This is a genomic window from Paenibacillus sp. FSL R7-269 (assembly GCF_000517865.1).
In the GTDB taxonomy this organism is placed as follows: Bacteria; Bacillota; Bacilli; order Paenibacillales; family Paenibacillaceae; genus Paenibacillus_AQ.
In genome coordinates this window covers 87,585-105,012 of sequence record NZ_ASPS01000049.1, presented here as the reverse complement: position 1 = coordinate 105,012, position 17,428 = coordinate 87,585, and the positions used below count along the sequence as shown (strand labels likewise).

The window sequence follows — 17,428 nt, the reverse complement described above, 5'->3', positions numbered from 1 at the left end:
GTGTCGTACCCAGACAGTATTGACAGGTTTTCCGAGAAGCTGAACAAGAGCCTGACCGGAAACCCGTATGTGATCGAAGAACGGATTCCCCTGGTTGCAGGCAGTTATAACGGGGAATTACGGCATGACAATATTAACAATTCGACGATCCGGGTATTTACCGGGTCACGCTTCACTGGTACCGAAATCACGAATTGGACCTTATCCGTTCCAAGCGCAACCCCGTGGCGTAGGTCGATCAAAATATTTTCCGGTGTGCCCGAGGTCTATGTGACCTATGAGACGCCGGGGGACACCGTAGAAGCCGACGATATCAATGCGGTGCAGGCGTCCATCACGGCCACACAGACCGAGATGGAGCGGTATAAGGCCAGCGGCCGGATTGACGGCGGATCATTCGAGAGAGAGGTGTAACATGGCACAAACGATTCAATTGAAACGGGGCACACGGGCGGAACTGTCCACCTATGGGGCGCTGAAGGCCGGGGAAATGGGTTTTTGCACGGACACTAAGGAAATTTACATCGGAGACGGCACATCTAATTCCATGGTCGGCCGGGCGCTGTCCGGTCCTGAAGCCTCCCGTCCGGCGGCGGCATCCGTGGGCCGTCTGTATTATGTCAGCAGCGGGAGTAACATTGGATATCTGTATTTCGACGACGGAAGCACATGGCGCAGGGTCAACGCGCAGAAGTTAACCGACCTAACCGGCACCGTGGATGATATTGCCGACGGAAGCACATACGCCAAGCTGCTGAAGGCGGACGTCACCGCAGGGCACCCGAATAAAGTGTCCGACGGCACGAACACCAAGACCGCCGCAGAAATCGCCACACATATCAACGATGCCGCGAGGCACCGCCTAATCAATGACAGCGGCGCGGCCATTACAGACCTTTGGTCTGCACAAAAAATCAAAAACGAAATTGAGCTGGCGAAGCATAATATCGAGCCGCAGGCATCGGTGAAGGATCAGAACCTGACTGCCCCGCCTGCAAGCCCAGCAGAAGCCGACCGTTATATCATCCCTTCCGGCGCGACCGGGGTCTGGGCGGGTAAAACGAATCAGATTGCGGAGTATGCCTCCGGGGCCTGGGCCTATTATGTTCCGGCCGTCGGCTGGACGGCCTATGTGGACGATGAACAGAAGATTTATAGCTGGAACGGGAGTGCCTGGGTGCGAACCGGTGGAGCGCTTCAGACGATTACAGCGGGGAACGGGTTAACCGGCGGTGGGCAGGCGGACAGTGTGACGCTGACCGTCGGGGCGGGCAATGGTATTGTGGTCGGCTCAACCAGTGTCGCGGCCAAGCCGGGCAAGGGTATCCTGGTCAACGGGACAGGCATTGAGGCCAACATAGACGGTGACAGCATTGTCTATGATGCGGCCAACGGCAACCGGCTGACGGTCGGCGCTATCGACGGCGGAACATTCTAGGAGGCGGTGACCATGGCACGGAAGACATTAATTCAAATTCGGCGCGGTCTGGAATCAGCCATCGGCACACTGGCCGTCGGGGAGCTGGGGTTCTGCACGGATACCAGCAAGTTATATATCGGTTCAGCCTCCGGCAATGTGCTGCTGGTGGCCGCGCAGACGTCGGGTGATATGCTCAAAAGCATCTATGACACGAATAATGACGGGAAAGTAGACTATGCCAACAATGCAGACGCTATTCCGTGGACGGGCGTCTCAGGTAAGCCGTCCACCTTCCCGCCTGCGGCGCACACGCACTCCGAGTACATGAGCAAAGGCCCTGTGACCTGGGACTTGCTCCGGGGGGTGTGATGGATGGCCTACGGTGAGTCGCTGTACAGTACGTTACTTTACACGGAAGAAACGGTTCCGCCCACCCCGGAGCCTGGGCTAATTCCCGATATCAGTAAGCAACTGCCGGATGTGTACAATAAGCGGGATAAGCTCCGGCAGCTCCTAGACATTCTGTCTGAGCAGATCGGGAGGGCGAACGCGAGGGCCGAAGAGGTGAGACAGCAGAATGCGGTTGATACCGCCACCTGGAGCCTGTCACGGTGGGAATCTGAGCTTGGATTAGCCGTTGACCCGTCAAAATCTCTCATTACCCGGCGGGAAATCATCAAGGCCAAGCTGCGGGGCATTGGCACCACCACTCCACAAATGATCCAGCGGACAGCCTCCGCCTTTTCGGGCGGCGACGTTTTGGTCGAAGAGGTTCCGGGAGAATACCGGTTCATTGTCCGGTTTGTTGGAGTGTTAGGGATTCCGCCCAACATGGCCGGACTGATTCAGATTTTGGAAGAGATCAAACCGGCGCACCTTGCCTATGGATTTGCCTACTCTTATACGTACTGGGAGGCGGTAAAGTCATTGTTGTGGAGCGAGGTAAAAGCGAAGACCTGGAATGAATTGAGGACATACGGATAGGGGGCACGACATGAAGACGACAAGCAATTTGGGGCTGAAGAAGCCTGAAGGAACCGATTTAGTAGATATTGACGATTTAAATGCAAACGCCGACATCCTGGATACATCGGTTAAAGCCCTCCAGGATCATGCTGCCGATACTACCCGACATATCACGGAAACGGAGAGAAATACCTGGAATGCCAAGGCTTCGACCGCCGCCGCCACTACAGCAGCAGCGGGGCTTATGTCTGCTAGTGATAAGTCCAAACTGGATGGCGTAGCGAACAACGCAAACAACTATACCCACCCTTCAACACATCCACCGGGTATCATTGTCCAGGACGCAAGCAATCGCTTTGTTACGGATGCGGAAAAATCAACCTGGAATGCCAAGGCTTCGACAACCGTAGCCACTACAGGTGCGGCCGGGCTGATGTCTGCCGGGGATAAATCCAAGCTGGACGGTGTAGCAACCAACGCAAACAACTATACTCATCCGTCCACACATCCACCGGGCATCATTGTCCAGGACGCAAGCAATCGCTTTGTGAGCGACAGCGAAAAGGCTGCTTGGAATGGCAAGGCCAATCTTGCGACCACGCCGCAACAGACCACGGCGGATGTCACCTACTATGTCCGTACAGACGGCAACGACGCCAATACGGGGCTTGCTAATACGGCGGGCGGGGCATTTAAAACTATTGCAAAAGCGGTAAGTATGATTCCGATCGTTGTAAATCATACCTTTACTATTAATGTTGGTGCGGGGACATATAATGAGGATGTCTATATCGGTGGTCAGAGCGGCAAGGGAGAAATAAAATTACTAGGTTCGGCGGTTCAGGCAACAACGCATATTATTTCCGGCATAAGCCTGACAAGAATATCATGCCGAGCTGAAGTGTCTGGATTCGTTTTCAATAGACCGAGCTGGAATGGGGCATTTAGTTGTATTGAGGTTGTATTTTCTAAGTGTGTCATTTCCTCAGTGGCTAATGATTCTGCTTTTTTGGCTAACTGCTCAAAGGTATATTTAATCAATTGTTCAATCAATAACAGAAATCCGGCTGTTTACGCTACGGTAAATAGCGAGGTGTTAGTACAAAGCTGTACGGGTTCAGGTAATGGGTATATGATTACATGTGCTTACAACAGCAGATTAACTTTAGATGCTTGTTCTATTGGGTCCACTAATAAATACGCAACGTTTGCTGGTGGTATTGTTGTGGACGAAGCAAACGGTATTATTAACCCATGGGGAGATAATACACCAGATAGTCGCACGTTTATAGATGCGCTTGGCACTTCTCAAAACATAACTGAATCGGTTATGACCAAAGTTCAGTTTCCGAGTATAGCTGTAGATTTGTTGGGCGAATTTTCTGCAAGTAAATTTACGGCAGCAAAAACCGGTCAATATTTAATTTGTGCTTGTGTTATTCTGAACGGGTTTGCAACGGATTCAATGATAGATTTAACAATATTTTTAAATGGTACGGTGTCGGCTAAGACTGTAAGGTCTGCAATGCGTATCGGTGCCCAAACTGCTCATTTGTCTATACCCGTAAGGCTGGGAGCTGGTTCGACAATCGAAATATATATTAATGCTTCATCGAATGGCACTATAGGTAGCGCGGATGGGGCAAGAACATTTTTATCTATCCAGAGGGAGGCATAATAATGAACATAGCACTAGCAATTATGCACCTATACCCGGACGCTATCCCGTTCCGGGATTTTGTCGTGCAGAACAACGGCCCGGAGCCGGAGCTGCGACCCGGTGCCGAAGAGAAGGGCCGCATCCGCTATGAGATCAAACCGCCGGAAGACGGTGAGGAGCCGCAGGAAGGCGTTCACTACCGTTACGGCATCGACTATAACCTACTGACCGAGGGCGAGGATTACGACCTGATAGAGCGCGGCCCACATATCGCCGTCTGGAACCTGGCCGCGCCGCAGCCCACGGAAGCGGAGCTACAGACAGCCTGGGAAGCATACCAGGAAGCTGTGGCCAACAAGCCGCCGGAGCTGACGGAGATTGAGCAATTGCGGATGGATAACGCCGGGTTGCTGCTGGAGCTGGCGCAGACACAGGCGCGGCAGGATCAGGCCGAGCAGGATCAAGCGGCCCTGGTCCTCAGCCTTGTGATGGGAGGTGTATTGTAATGGACTGGTATACACTCATTAAGCGGTACTACGCCGGAGGGTTTTATACATCGGCACAGGTGCAGGTATTTGTCACCGCAAAAAAGATTACAGCCGAGCAGGCTACAGAGATCACAGCAGACGCCGAATAGCAGGCGTTTTTATTTTGCCCCTGGACTTGTATCCGGGGGCTTTTTATCACCAATAGAGATGAGGGGGAGGGGTAGGGCATGGATATTGAGTTGACATCGCTCTTGTCAGCGCTTGGGGTTATCAGTGCGGTATCGCTAGGGTGGCTTGGCAGGGCGAGCGTGGCGAAAAAGGAGACTGAGCTGCGGGCAGGCTCCGGCGCTGTTATGCGTGCTGATATGGATTACATCAAGCGAGGGGTGGATGATATCCGGGTCGATGTTCGTGCACAGGGGCAGCGGACAGACGCCCTAGCAGAGCGCGTGACGCGGGTTGAAGAGTCAGCAAAACAAGCTCATAAGCGCTTGGACAAAATCGATGAATAGGGGGATTGGATTATGGAATGGAATGCTGTATCGAGTTTTATCAAGCCAGAGCTGCTGCTGGTGCTTGTTGTCTGCTGGGTGATCGGATATGTCCTTAAACAGACACCGCGCGTGCCGGACTGGACTATTATTTATATCGTGACGCTGATTGCTATTATTGTGGTTTGTCTGATGCTGGGGCTATCCCCGGATAGCGTATTGCAGGGCATTTTATGCGGTGCCGTGGCGGTTTATGGCAACCAATTGGTCAAACAGACACGGAAGGGGGCGGGTGAGTGATGTCTTACACATTGGAGCAGGTAAAGGCCAAGTCCGCCGCCCGCCTGTCCGGGCTTCAGCCGGTCGTCCGGCAGGTGGCCGAGGCACTAATAGAATTCGCCTATGCTCACGGCGTTCCTATCGTTATCACGCAGGGGCTGCGGACGATACCGGAGCAGGACGGTCTATATGCCCAGGGCCGGACCAAGCCCGGGCAGATTGTGACTAATGCCAAGGGAGGCTACAGCTATCATAATTTTGGGGTTGCGATTGACTTCGCGCTGCTGCTCCCTGGCGGTGGCGTGAGCTGGGATATGAAGCGCGACGGTGACGGTGACGGTATTGCCGATTGGCAGGAAGTGGTTGACGCCGCGAAGCGTCTGGGCTGGGAGTGGGGCGGGGATTGGACTAGCTTCAAGGACTATCCGCATTTTCAGATTGACTTCGGGCTGAGTACTGCCGATTACCGCGCGGGCAAACGACCTACATCTGCACAGTTGGCTAATGCTTTAGGGAAGATTACGAAAACACAGGAGGATGAAGAGATGACAGCAGAAGAGAAGAAGCAGTTTGAATCTATGGCATTACTGATTAAGGGGCAAGCGGAGGTTACACAGTCCTTGACTAAGCGTGTGAAGGAATTGGAGGCTGCGGCCAAGCTGAAGGAAATCCCTAAGTGGGCACTACCAGCCTGTGAGGCTGCGGAGGATGCGGGCTATCTGGACACTACTGCAAACGGCAGCTATGACTTCTATCGGATGGTAACCATCCTATTCCGTGCTGGAGTATTTAAGTAGAACACAAAAGAAGCCCGTCAACCTTAACTGGTCGGCGGGCTTTTTTTTACGTTGTATGGCAAATGAGACCATTGCTAAAAACTTATTCTCAGGCATATAATACAAACGAATGTTCTTATTGGGAGGCGGAAACGATGAACGGAAATATGCTAACGCCCGAGGAGCTGACGATGGTACGGGACCTTATCCTACTCCCTTACCTGGATACGATGGTAAGCAAGAGTCTGAAGGAAGTGGAGCTATCTAGCAACGTCTTGAATAGGACCTACATAACAGCAGGCCGGTATATACAAAAGCGGATCATTCAGGACGCTTACCAGTTACGCCAGCAGCTTAAGCAGCGAAACATAAAGGTAGTGGAGGACATTCAGGAAGACTTTGTTACATACAACATGATTTACTTCAGGGGCTATCAGCAACGGTTCGGACTTACTCGGGATGTGATGCGAACGGAGATAAGCTTGCGCCTGACTCGGTACACTGCGGAGCTGGCCGAAGCATTACGAGCTTAAGTATGAACGCCCTGCTGACCGTATTGGTCGCAGGGCGTTCATTTATATTTTTATTATTTTAAATTATCTATAGCGTATTTCGCCTCTTGCTTGGTGAATTTTTCCCCATATTCAGAAATCAACTGATCGTAAATAGCTGAATCTGACATACTCATTTCTTTTGCATACATTTCTGCTTTTTTTAATGCATTTTCTTTCCAATCGAATTTAATGTTATCTATTGCATATTGAGCGGCTTCTTTTGGGAAATTTTCTCCATATTCAGAAGTTAGTTGATCGTAAATACCTGCCTTTGACATATTCATGCTATCCGCATACATTTCCGCTTTTTCTAATGCTGCCTTATGTTCCCTAGGGACGCTGTCCTCTTTTGCTTTGGCCTCAGCCTTAAGTTTAGCTTTGGCTTCCGCTTCTTCTTTTTCTTTTTTCTCTGCTTCAGCCTTTATAGTTGCTTCCTCTGCGGCTTTCTTTTCTTCTTCAGTCAATACTGCCGGGGTTGCTGTAGGGGCTATAGTTGCCTCGGCCGCTACAGCCTTAGCTGGTTCAGAGGCCGCTGCATCGTCTTTATCTTTACCCATGTTTCCAATACCAGCAAAAACGATTATCAATACAACCCAAAACCACCATTTTTTATAAATCGGCTTTTTCAATTCTTTTCCCCCTAATTCTGATAATAATTTCAATTTATTCTACCAGAATTAGGGATGGTAATCTATGTATTTTGCTAAGAAGAATATATAAAGTATCAGGTCAATGTAGTGTGCATTGTTTTATTCGGGTTGACGGAAGTATGCTCGACGATCACCTTCGACTCCCCTGCATGCTGAGGCAGCGTGAAATTCTCCTTCGCCCGTGCCCAGGCTTGCCAATCCAGATACATATTAATAAATCCCGGACCGGCAACCTCAGTTCTCAGCACCAGTCCGTGAACAGAGCCCGATGCTTCGAGCTCGGCGACGATCAGCCTGGCGATAACCAGTGGAGCTTTGCGCAAAGGGCGGGCGAGCTGCATGGCGATATTGCTGGAATAATCCCCGTGGTCGGCACTCGCCGGCTGCTCAAGGGCAACATTGACTTCAGCGATAGCAGGTACGCCCAGGGATAGTGCGATTGTGTGAACAGACTGCTTCAGGCTTTCTTGAATGAGCTCACTTAACATTGGCATGAATAACAACCTCCTGAATAAAATAACGACAAAAAAAGCCTTCATCTCCTAAGAGACGAGGCTTGTGCGCTCGCGGTACCACTCTCGTTGCTAAAGCCTTACGGTTTAGCCACCTTACAGGTTAACGGTCCTCGGCCGGGGCTTCCTACTACAAGGTTCAGAAGTCCATCTCACGGGTGCGCTTCATGGTTCTAATCTGTACCGGCTTTCACTTTTCCGGCTCGCTGGGGACTAGATATAAGACCATTACTCTCCCGGTCATCGATTGAATATGGATTTGTATCAGTATAGCGAATTTCTGGGAGAAAGCAAGAGCGGATTACCGTGCAGCAGAAGCCCAACCGTTAAGAATCACACGTCACTAGGCGCACCTGTCAGGTTCTTGATGTCCGTTGAACCATAAATCAGCAGCATAATTACAATGACCAGCAGGATCCCGCCGGCAAATTCTTCTCCGTCAAAACTGTCCATAACCCCGTCCCTCCCTTTCACTTCCGGATGTGTTCAGGTGTTTTCGGCTTTCTTTTTCAAAGCGGTCATGATCTCGTTCAGCGTCAGGCTGCTGTTGTCATCGAGGAAGCTGACCAGCTTATCGACATTGTCACTACTTAGCTCGCTTAGGGTTTTATATTTGCCTACCAGACTGACGAACATCGACGCGTCTGTGTACATCTGGATAGAGTCTACTTTCAGCTTGCCGGTCAATAGAAGTGCAGCTACGGCGAATTCAAGCCCTTTAGGGGTCTGGGTTTTGGAGCTGGACGGTGTTTTTTTGGCGGCGGGCCTCTTTCCTTTTCCTGCAGGGGGCATGGGAGTCCCTTCTTCCGTTCGGCGTTCGTATACATAAAAGTGCAGCGCATGGGCGGTCTTTCCTTATTCAAGGATATGCGTGCCTGCAGTCATTGGTGAATAGGCTCAGGCCTGTGTCCACACCGTTACAGGAAAGTCCGAATATGAATATATCGTACTTTGACACTAGAACTTCAAGGGAGGACGAGACAGGATGGCGATTTTGTCAACAGGACCGATAGAGAACAATGCCGTTTCGGGAGTCAGACCTACGCAGACAGTGACGGTAAGAGTGGTCAAGCGGAGTGCTCCAGGCAGCACCTCTATTAGTATTCAGGGATACGTGCTGGGCGCTACCAGAACGCTGTATGTCAGTGAGGTGATTGATGTTGCTCCGAATCAGGTGGTGACCCGGGATTATTTTGCTGATCTGAATGCCTATGAATTTGTGTTCATCACTGGAGAAGTGGACGAAGATGAGATTGGAATATCCGTGTGGGGCAAGACATCAACCGGCCAGCTGGTGAATGCACACCGTGTAGTGACGCATGAGAAATTAAGCTCAGACGTATAGAGGATTAGGTATTATTCCGGACTTTCCGGTTGTGAAATGAAACAGGGACCTTGCAGAGCTGCTCGCTCAGAAGGTCCCTGTTTATATTGTTCAACTCAGATGGAGAGGATCTCGCGGATGTCCTGCTCGCTGAGGCTCGACAACGCCTCCTGTCCCGGCTGGATTACCTCGTCAATCAGGTTTTTCTTCTTCTGCTGCAGCTCGTACATCTTATCCTCTACGGTACCCTGGGCTACCAGGCGGATAACCTGGACGATTTTTTTCTGCCCGATCCGGTGGGCGCGGTCGGCGGCCTGCTGCTCGACAGCAGGGTTCCACCACAGGTCGTAGAGAATGACCGTGTCGGCACCGGTCAGGTTGAGGCCGGTGCCGCCCGCCTTCAGCGAGATCAGGAACAGGTCGCGCTCGCATTCATTGAAACGGCTGCATAGCTCAACCCGCTGGGAGGCCGGGGTCTGTCCGTCCAGATAGAAATGAGGAATCCCGAGCAGCGCCAGCTCGCGCCCGATCATACCGAGCATCTGCGTGAACTGCGAGAAGATCAGCATCCGTTTGCCGGAGCTGCGGCATTCGTCGATGATCTCCAGCAGCTGCTCGAATTTGCCGGAGCCGCCGGTATATCCGTCCACGAACAGGGCCGGATGGCAGCACAGCTGGCGCAGCCGGGTCAGTCCGGCCAGCACCTTGATCCGGCCGTTGCCGAAGCTGTCGCTGTCCAGATGCTTGAGCGCTTCTTTGCGCAGGCGGGCCAGATAGGCGACATAGAGCCGTTTCTGCTCCGGCAGCAGCTCGGAGGCCTGGAGGGACTCGATTTTATCCGGCAGCTCCTTCAGCACATCACTCTTCAGGCGGCGCAGGAGGAAGGGACGGGCTCGCCTGGCTACCGTCTCCCGGGGAAGGTCATGGAAGGCCTTCTTCCCGGGGAACAAGCCGGGGAAGACGACGCTGAAGATCGACCACAGGTCCTCCAGTGTATTCTCCACCGGTGTACCAGTGAGCGCAAAGCGGTAGCGGGTCTGAAGCAGTCTGACCGCCTGCGAAGTCTGAGTCTCATGATTCTTGATCATCTGTGCTTCATCCAGAATAAGCGTATGGAACGACAGCTTGGCATACTCATCCACATCTCTGCGCAGCAGCGGGTACGAGGTGATGATGACATCATGCCCGGCCGTGTTCCGCAGAGCCCGGCTGCGCTCACCGGCGTTGCCGTCGGCAATGACTGCCTGCAGCTCCGGGGCGAAGCGCTTCAGCTCGTTAAGCCAGTTATAGAGCAGGGAGGCAGGCGCGACAATAAGGGCAGGCACACCGCTCTGCCGGATGTCTTCCCGCATCGAGAGCAGGAAGGTGATGCTCTGCAGTGTTTTGCCAAGGCCCATATCGTCCGCCAGAATGCCGCCGAAGCGGTAATGGGCCAGCGTCCTCATCCACTGGAAGCCGTATTGCTGATAATCCCGCAGCACAGAAGCGAGACTCCCGGGTACAGGGAAGTCCAGATTCTCAGGACTCGCCATATTGGCGAGCAGCCGCCGGAAGGAGCGTCCGGTCTCGATGGTCTGCCCCTGGAAGGTGCCTGCATGGAGATGGAGGGCGCGGACCAGCGGCAAGGAGAACTCCGTACTTTGAATATCCACGCTGCGGACGCCGAGCTCGTTCATCAGCGCGATAATTTCCTGGAACTCTGCGGTATCCAGCGGGAGCAGGGCTCCGTCCTTGAGCCGGTGATATTTACGCTTTTCCTGGAGCGACTTAAGGACCTCTGTAATGTCCTTCTCTGTGATGCCCTCCATGGCGAACTTGAAGTCCAGCCAGTCGGTCTTCTCGTTCCAGCTCAGGCTGACCTTGGGCGCTGCATGCTCCGTAAGCACCCGATCCTTGACCGCAGTGGTAGCATAGACCTGAAGCAGCGGCTCCAGCAGCGGGATGGTATGGTGCAGGAAGTCGAATTCCCCGTCCTCGTCACGCATGATATATCCGCTCTCCGTCCGTGAGAAGGACTCATGGGCCATCAGGTCCAGAATCCGCCGCTCTGCTTCCCCGTCCCGCATCAGAATGACTTCACTGCTCCGCTCATGCGCCTTCTCCTCCAGCGGATTGATGACAATTCCGCCGTACTGGAATTCCAGCCCGGCCAGCAGCCGGTCCCTTACCCGGTCCAGGTAGAGTCTGGCGTGAAGCTGGGTCTGGACGATCCGGTCCGCAATGGTGTCGGCAATGCTCACCCTGCCCAGCTTCTTCAGCCCGGGGATGACGGTTTCCATGAAGGGCTCCATCTGCTCAGGCGCAATCGCCAGGCTATCCCGCCGGCTGCCGCTGAGCACCCGCTTCAGCTCGGAGAGCCGCCCGCATTCCTGCGCCGGGAGCTTCAGCAGTCTGCCTTCGGTCAAGACCAGCCCGTAGCTCTCCAGAATCATAAGCTGTTCAAGCCCCCGGACATCCAGCCGGTAGCCGTCCTCCTGTGCCTGGTCGAACTGGAAGCTGAGCGGCAGCGGCTCCTCCGAGAGGGACAAGCGGTCCAGCAGAAGCTGTCCATGCTGAAGGCGGACGGCAGGCGCAGCTTCTAATAGGGGGTACAGACTCTCCCAGAAAAAAGGGGCCACAGGCAGCAGCCGGTCGTTCCCTGCATTGTTAGTGCGGGAACCATACGGGCTGGTGAGACTGTGGTAGACCTTCTCATTCAGCATGATCTCAATCAGCTTCTGCAGGACCTCATTATCCTCCTTGGAGAAGCTGTGCAGGGCGGGATCATAGCTGAAATGCGCTGTGAATTCAAAAGGCTCGCCCCGGTGCACCTGCTCCAAAAAAGGTCTAATCTTCTGCACGATATAAAGACGCTTAGGACCAAGCTTCACTTCCATCCCAAGCATGGTACTGCCGTAGTTGAAGTTGAAGGGCCGGCAGATGAACTCGACCTGGAGCGGTGTCCGCAGATCGATATACGTGCCTGCACCGCTTGGCCGCTGCCGCCCTCCGGTGAATATTCCGAGCATGCTGCTCACCAGCTGCCGGTCTCCGCTGCGTTCCCTCTGCTCTGCCCCGGAAGGGGCGGAGCTGCCTTGCGCCAGCGGCAGACTGCCTGTCCTTGCGGGATAAGCCTCCTCCGCATCTGCCTGCATATCCTCAGCCTGTTCAGCTCCGGCAGCCTGGCTGCGGTAGAGGACCGTCACCAGCACTGCCGCAATATGCTTGCAGAAGGGTCCGCCGCGATAGTACGCCGGGCAGGTACATTCCCCCTGCACATCCCCGTCACTGTCGATAATCAGCGCAATCTCATGGCTCTCCAGTCCATGGACCTCAGCGCGGTATTTAGAATATTCGTCTTCCTCGTTATGCTCCGTATAGACAAGGTCTACCTTATGGGCATGATAATAAGCCGCTCCCTGGTCAAAAGCGGCATTTCCGCACAGCAGCTTGATTACCCGTTCCGGCACCTGATAACCCACGTATACTCACTTCCTTTTATTGCTTCTGTCTTATCCATTCCCGCCGATCCCGTGCAGAATGAAGCTTATAGTCTGTTCAATCTCTGCCTCATCGTTCCAATCCTGCTCCGGCATCAGCACCAGCCGTACTAGCAGATAGCCGACAATCGCCGAGATCGTAAAGCGTATAATCGCAGGAGTAGGCGCGTCAATCACTTCACCTTGCACCTTGAAATGCTCGGTAATTGCAGTTACACGGGCCAGGACCTGCTCGAAGATATTCTCGGTCAGCTGCTCCTTCAGCGCAGGCTGGAAGGGGATCTCCTGAATGAGAATTTTGACGATTTTCAGATTCCTGCGGACGAACTCCAGCCGGTTCACGATGAAGGCCTTAAGGAAATCCTCATAGCTCCCGAACGGCACATCCAGCACACCGCTGAAGTTGCGCAGCACGAATGGGGCGATCATCCGGCTCATGGTGGGGACCGTGATGGCGAGCAGCAGATCTTTTTTGGTCCGGTAATAACGGAAGATCGTGCCTTCGGCCACGCCCGCCTTCTGGGCGATCTCACTGGTGGCGGCCGCCGAGAATCCCTTCTCTGCAAAAACATCAATCGCCGCCCGCAGAATGGACAGCTGCTTAGGTGTGACCTGCTCCTTCTCGCTGAGATCCAGCAGCTCCTGAACCCACTGGTCTTGCTCCAGCTGCTCCTGATCAGCAGCAGGGTTATTCTCCATTAATAGAACCTCCAGACTCTTGCAGTTCCTCCTAGTGTACCATAGCCCGTTCACCCTTCACATTCTGCGGTGCTTGCGCAGAGCCAACACATTCAGCAGCATGAACAGCAGGGAGAAGCCGATCAGCATGAACACATCCCCGGCGATATCGCTCCAGCCTCTGCCGCGTACCATGATATCCATCAGTGCCTGTGAACCGTAGTACATCGGAGTGGCGAGTCCAATGCGCTGGAGCCAGAGGGGAAGGGTATCCAGCGGAAATAATCCGCTCAGGAAGATCTGCGGCACAATGACGAGGGGGATGAACTGGATCATCTGCAGTTCATTGGCAGCGAACGCCGAGAGCAGGGTGCCGAGGGTCAGCGCCGACATCGACAGCAGCAGTGTCATCAGCAGCACGTAGCCGAAGCTGCCTGTCATCATAATCCCCAGCACCTGGATCGAGAACCAGGAGATCAGCAGGGCCTGAAAGACGGTGAAGATGCCGAAGCCGCAGACATATCCGGTGACGATCTCCCAGCGCTTCAGCGGGGTGGAGAGCAGACGCTCCAGCGTGCCCGTGGTCCGTTCGCGCAGGAAGGAGACACCGGCAATCAGGAAGACAAAGAAGAACACAAACACCCCGATCATAATCGGGCCGAAGCGATCGATCGTCTTCATATCCTCCGCGCCGTAGAGATAGCTGATCTGCGGCTGGAGCTGCCCGCCGCCCGGCGCTTGTGGCTGTAGGCTCTGCGCAGCTTCCTGGAGCGCCATGATCACAGCGCGGTTAGCCGCCGGGTTGCTGCCTTCAAGGACAACAGCAGGAGTGTCTCCTTTCATTGTAAGGAGAGCATCAATGTCTCCCGCCTTCAGGGCGTCCTGCCCGGATGCTTCATCAGCATAGCTGGTAACCTCAGCCTGCTGGGCTTCCAGCGCTGAACTGAACACTGCCGCATCCCCCGAAAAGCCAATTCTAGGCTCATAAGCATCGCTGCCGAACACCAGGCTCATCAGGCTAAGCACCAGCAGAGGAGCGATGAACATCAGCGCCATGGTTCTCCGGTCATGGATGAACTGCTGCAGAATTCTCAGGGTAATGGCCCGGATTCTCATCGGCGTACACCTCCATAATAGAGGAAGGCTTCCTCAATGCTGGCGGCGCCGGTAGCCTGAAGCAGTCCAGCCGGAGTATCGGCCGCCAGCAGTACGCCGTCCCGGATCATCGCCAGCCGGTCACATTTCTCTGCCTCATCCATCACATGCGTGGTCAGGACAATCGTTGTTCCCTTGCGGTTCAGCGCCTTCAGCTCCTTCCAGATCGACTGGCGCAGCACCGGATCGATGCCGACGGTTGGTTCATCCAGCAGCAGCAGCGGCGGCTCGTGCAACAGGGCAATCGCCAGGGACAGCCGGCGCTTCATGCCGCCGGAGTATTGGTCCACCCGCCTCCGCAGATGCTCCTGCAGATTCACCAGTTCCATCACATCCCCAATCCGCCGCGTGCGGTTGCCGCCCTTCAGTCCATAGAGCGCAGCGAAGAACTCCAGATTCTCCTTGGCGCTAAGCTCGGTATACAGGGCATCCGACTGGGCCATATATCCAATTTGCTGGAGCATGGCAAGCTTCGGCATCCGCACCCCCAGCACGGTGACCTCACCGGAGGTTACCTCATCTATGCCCGTAAGCAGCTTGACAAGCGTGGTTTTGCCAGAGCCGGATGGCCCCAGAATCCCGAAGGTCTCTGCCTGATTCACCTGAAGCGTTATATCCTTCAACACCGTTTTATTGCCAAAAGCCCGGTTCACATGAGTAACCGCAATGACAGGTTTTCCCTCATTCACACCAATCTCCTCCATTCCTCACAATAATGAGTGAGCGCTCACTCATTATATTAATGATTTCTTATGTAAAAGTAAAACTCTTTCTGGAAGCGTACAAATTATTTTAAAAAGTAAATAAAATGGTAAGGATTATCCGTTACTCCCACCCTTGATCCGGGTAATAAAAGGGACATCCTATGTTTACCGGCATTCTGAAACCCAATTCACTAAAGGCGGTGGAATTATGGCAGGACATAAGCTGCTCCTTCCTCTAGGCGTGCTGCTGGCTGCGGCTGGACTTAGCGGCTGCGGCGATGCAGACCATTCAGTTGGTGGTGGACGGTTTCATACCTTGGCGGACGAGAAGACGGAGGCAAAACAATATCTGCCGGAGGATCTGCCGATTCCCGAAGGGGCAGGTATTACTTTTACCCAAGGTGAACAGTCAGAGGGGAAGAAATCCTCTATGCTGATCTATCAGACGAAGGAGACTATGGCCGCTCTTGGAACTACATATCAGAAGTATGTAAGAGAGAAGGAGCTGGAACGCGGGACAGAGATTGTGGACAGCCGCAACCTGCTGATTAACGGCAAAGTGAATGGCTCCTATTCGTATTCTATTATTGGCAGCCCCTCGGCTTCAGAGCGCGGCGGGAATGAGATTATCGTGACTTGGATTGTGAATTAACACAGGGTTTACAATAGGCCGGTCCGGGAGGGTTCCCGGGCGGGTCTTTTTTCTATGGGCTTGTAATTATTTTTACAGTTAATATTTCCATAACATTCCTACGCAACAGAATTGACACTCGTAGACGAAAATAACATTAGCAGTTACCTATAGGAAAAGGGTGAATCTAATTGAAGAATAGTAAATGGATCGGCGCGGCTCTGGCTTCTGCACTTCTCGTAACAGGGGGAGCTGTTAGTGTTCTGGCGACAAGCAGCCAAGTAAGTGCCGCAGCTGTCAAGACAGCAGCAGCCGTAGAGGGCAGCATGTCCTGGAATATCAACGGTACGCCGGTTACACTCAGCACAATCAACAGCGGCGGGTACAAGCTCTATTCATTGAGCCAGATAGCCGCAGAGCTGGGAGCAGGACTTGTGCATGGCAGCAGCGGAATCCAGCTCAATGACAGCAAAGGTCTACATAGTGTGCAGCTACAGGCAGGCGTGAAAAGCTATCAGGTTGATGGCGAGACCCTGGAATTTACAGTGGCCCCGGTAGTGCGTAACAGCAAAACGTATGTGGAGCTGACGAAGCTGGTTACGGCGCTTGGCGGTGAGCTGGAGGCCGATGCTCACACGATTCTGAGCTTCGCCCGGCCTGCCGGTTCATTTGACACTCTTCACTGGAGCGCTGACGGCGGCCTGATTGCGAATCAGAGCGACGCTGAATCCACCCTGCTCTATAAATTCACTCAGACTCCAGGTAACTATGATCTGTTCTCTTCCAGCGAAAGTGCGGTGGATTTCGCAGTCTCCGCCGACCAGCAGTGGGGCGCATTCAGCGATGAGACCGGCCAGCTGAAGCTGATCAACTTGTCCACCGGCTTAATCAGTCCGCTCGGCAAGGACACCAGCGTGAAGACAGATATCGTGTGGTCGAGTGACGGCAAGACGCTCTATTTCGTCCAGGGCGACAAGCAGGAGAAGCTGGCACAGATTTCAGTAGAGACCGGAGAGGTCAAGGCTCTGCTTGAAGATAAAGTAGAGAATAAATCGGAGCTTCGCATATCGGCAGACGGCAAAAGCGCAGTGTACATTGTCAACATCACTGGTACCGCCAAGAATGATGCCGACAGCACAGAAGATTCACTTACAGTAGACTTCAGCAAGGCCGGAGAACAGCTCTATAAGCTGGATCTTACTACCAAAGGTGCTAAGCCGGCAGCGTTGACTACTACACCTGACAACAAGCTGTATCCTGAGATTCTGGCAAACGGCAGCGTATCATACCTGAGTGCGGATGCGGACGGCAATGCCGCTAACACGCTAAAGCTGATTACAGCAGATGGTAAAAGCACAGATATCGCCCTCGGTGCAGAGGTGAACTGGTCCACAGAGGTTAGTACGGGCCTCGTAGTCTCCGGGACTACAACGGACGGGAGCACGGTAATCTACTCTATTGCAGGCAGCGCAGCTCCGGTTGAACTGTACCGGACAGCCGAAGATGTATCAGAAGTAGCGGTATCGGCAGACGGCAGCAAGCTGGGGATCATCAGCGACGGCAAGGTACTGGTCATTCAGAACGGCAAAGCGTTGCAACTGTCAGGCTCACCGGAAGTTGCTAATTAATTACAACATTTATCGGCGCACACCGCCGGGAGG

21 protein-coding genes and 1 other annotated feature are annotated in these 17,428 nt (G+C 53.5%); of the genes, 14 read left to right on the top strand and 7 right to left on the bottom strand.

Features of this window, described 5'->3' with window-relative positions; translation table 11 throughout:
- The 11 genes from C162_RS21715 (at position 1) to C162_RS21670 (ending at position 6,613) form a co-directional block, all read left to right on the top strand.
- Positions 1–414 (top strand): hypothetical protein, encoded by a 414-nt coding sequence (locus tag C162_RS21715; protein WP_036697621.1) that lies wholly within the window; start codon positions 1–3, stop codon positions 412–414.
- Between the two features lies 1 nt (position 415).
- The gene (locus tag C162_RS21710; RefSeq protein ID WP_036697620.1) at positions 416–1,438 is read left to right on the top strand and encodes a DUF2793 domain-containing protein; all 1,023 of its coding nucleotides are present in this window, start codon (positions 416–418) and stop codon (positions 1,436–1,438) included.
- Between the two features lie 12 nt (positions 1,439–1,450).
- Positions 1,451–1,789, top strand: coding sequence for a hypothetical protein (locus tag C162_RS21705; protein ID WP_084649009.1), 339 nt, complete (start codon positions 1,451–1,453; stop codon positions 1,787–1,789).
- 3 nt (positions 1,790–1,792) lie between these two features.
- Positions 1,793–2,404: a putative phage tail protein gene (locus tag C162_RS21700; RefSeq protein WP_036697618.1), complete on the top strand. Its 612-nt coding sequence runs from the start codon at positions 1,793–1,795 to the stop codon at positions 2,402–2,404.
- Between the two features lie 10 nt (positions 2,405–2,414).
- The gene (locus C162_RS34575; protein WP_051493832.1) at positions 2,415–4,064 is read left to right on the top strand and encodes a right-handed parallel beta-helix repeat-containing protein; all 1,650 of its coding nucleotides are present in this window, start codon (positions 2,415–2,417) and stop codon (positions 4,062–4,064) included.
- Between the two features lie 2 nt (positions 4,065–4,066).
- The gene (locus C162_RS21690) at positions 4,067–4,552 is read left to right on the top strand and encodes an XkdW family protein (protein WP_036697615.1); all 486 of its coding nucleotides are present in this window, start codon (positions 4,067–4,069) and stop codon (positions 4,550–4,552) included.
- On the top strand, positions 4,552–4,683 hold the full coding sequence (locus tag C162_RS35555; protein ID WP_084649008.1) for an XkdX family protein: 132 nt from the start codon (positions 4,552–4,554) through the stop codon (positions 4,681–4,683). Before C162_RS21690 ends, C162_RS35555 begins: the two co-directional genes overlap by 1 nt.
- Positions 4,684–4,761: 78 nt before the next feature.
- Positions 4,762–5,046: a hypothetical protein gene (locus tag C162_RS21685; protein WP_036697614.1), complete on the top strand. Its 285-nt coding sequence runs from the start codon at positions 4,762–4,764 to the stop codon at positions 5,044–5,046.
- Positions 5,047–5,058: 12 nt separating this feature from the next.
- A complete protein-coding gene (locus C162_RS21680; RefSeq protein WP_036697612.1) occupies positions 5,059–5,325 on the top strand; it encodes a phage holin family protein in 267 nt (88 codons plus the stop codon).
- Positions 5,325–6,101 (top strand): M15 family metallopeptidase, encoded by a 777-nt coding sequence (locus C162_RS21675; RefSeq protein WP_036697610.1) that lies wholly within the window; start codon positions 5,325–5,327, stop codon positions 6,099–6,101. Before C162_RS21680 ends, C162_RS21675 begins: the two co-directional genes overlap by 1 nt.
- 134 nt (positions 6,102–6,235) lie before the next feature.
- A complete protein-coding gene (locus C162_RS21670; RefSeq protein ID WP_036697607.1) occupies positions 6,236–6,613 on the top strand; it encodes a hypothetical protein in 378 nt (125 codons plus the stop codon).
- Positions 6,614–6,666: 53 nt separating this feature from the next.
- On the opposite strand, the gene C162_RS21665 is transcribed toward C162_RS21670, so the two are convergent.
- From C162_RS21665 to C162_RS21655, 3 genes are all read right to left on the bottom strand, one after another.
- Complete coding sequence (locus tag C162_RS21665) at positions 6,667–7,263, bottom strand: Ltp family lipoprotein (RefSeq protein ID WP_235218498.1); 597 nt, start codon at positions 7,261–7,263, stop codon at positions 6,667–6,669.
- A gap of 95 nt (positions 7,264–7,358) precedes the next feature.
- Positions 7,359–7,778 carry a hypothetical protein gene (locus tag C162_RS21660; RefSeq protein ID WP_036697603.1) on the bottom strand — a complete coding sequence of 140 codons (420 nt, stop codon included), beginning with the start codon at positions 7,776–7,778 and terminating at the stop codon, positions 7,359–7,361.
- 48 nt (positions 7,779–7,826) lie between these two features.
- Positions 7,827–8,049: a binding site (T-box leader), on the bottom strand.
- A 233-nt stretch (positions 8,050–8,282) separates the two neighbouring features.
- Positions 8,283–8,588 (bottom strand): hypothetical protein, encoded by a 306-nt coding sequence (locus C162_RS21655; protein WP_036697600.1) that lies wholly within the window; start codon positions 8,586–8,588, stop codon positions 8,283–8,285.
- Between the two features lie 193 nt (positions 8,589–8,781).
- Here C162_RS21655 and C162_RS21650 point away from each other — a divergent pair, with 193 nt between their 5' ends.
- The gene (locus tag C162_RS21650) at positions 8,782–9,141 is read left to right on the top strand and encodes a hypothetical protein (protein ID WP_036697597.1); all 360 of its coding nucleotides are present in this window, start codon (positions 8,782–8,784) and stop codon (positions 9,139–9,141) included.
- Between the two features lie 95 nt (positions 9,142–9,236).
- Here the strand turns inward: C162_RS21650 and C162_RS21645 are convergent, their stop codons facing one another.
- From C162_RS21645 to C162_RS21630, 4 genes are read right to left on the bottom strand one after another with little or no spacing between them, the layout of a single operon-like run.
- A complete protein-coding gene (locus C162_RS21645) occupies positions 9,237–12,581 on the bottom strand; it encodes a DEAD/DEAH box helicase (RefSeq protein ID WP_036697595.1) in 3,345 nt (1,114 codons plus the stop codon).
- A 30-nt stretch (positions 12,582–12,611) separates the two neighbouring features.
- Positions 12,612–13,298, bottom strand: a complete 687-nt coding sequence (locus tag C162_RS21640; protein ID WP_051493831.1) for a TetR/AcrR family transcriptional regulator — start codon at positions 13,296–13,298, stop codon at positions 12,612–12,614.
- 57 nt (positions 13,299–13,355) lie between these two features.
- The gene (locus tag C162_RS21635) at positions 13,356–14,393 is read right to left on the bottom strand and encodes an ABC transporter permease (protein WP_036697593.1); all 1,038 of its coding nucleotides are present in this window, start codon (positions 14,391–14,393) and stop codon (positions 13,356–13,358) included.
- Positions 14,390–15,136 carry an ABC transporter ATP-binding protein gene (locus tag C162_RS21630; RefSeq protein ID WP_036697591.1) on the bottom strand — a complete coding sequence of 249 codons (747 nt, stop codon included), beginning with the start codon at positions 15,134–15,136 and terminating at the stop codon, positions 14,390–14,392. Before C162_RS21630 ends, C162_RS21635 begins: the two co-directional genes overlap by 4 nt.
- 208 nt (positions 15,137–15,344) lie before the next feature.
- Here C162_RS21630 and C162_RS21625 point away from each other — a divergent pair, with 208 nt between their 5' ends.
- Together C162_RS21625 and C162_RS21620 are read left to right on the top strand one after the other, a co-directional pair.
- Positions 15,345–15,788, top strand: coding sequence for a hypothetical protein (locus C162_RS21625; protein ID WP_036697587.1), 444 nt, complete (start codon positions 15,345–15,347; stop codon positions 15,786–15,788).
- Positions 15,789–15,958: 170 nt separating this feature from the next.
- Positions 15,959–17,395, top strand: a complete 1,437-nt coding sequence (locus tag C162_RS21620) for a stalk domain-containing protein (RefSeq protein ID WP_036697586.1) — start codon at positions 15,959–15,961, stop codon at positions 17,393–17,395.
- Positions 17,396–17,428: the final 33 nt, after the last annotated feature.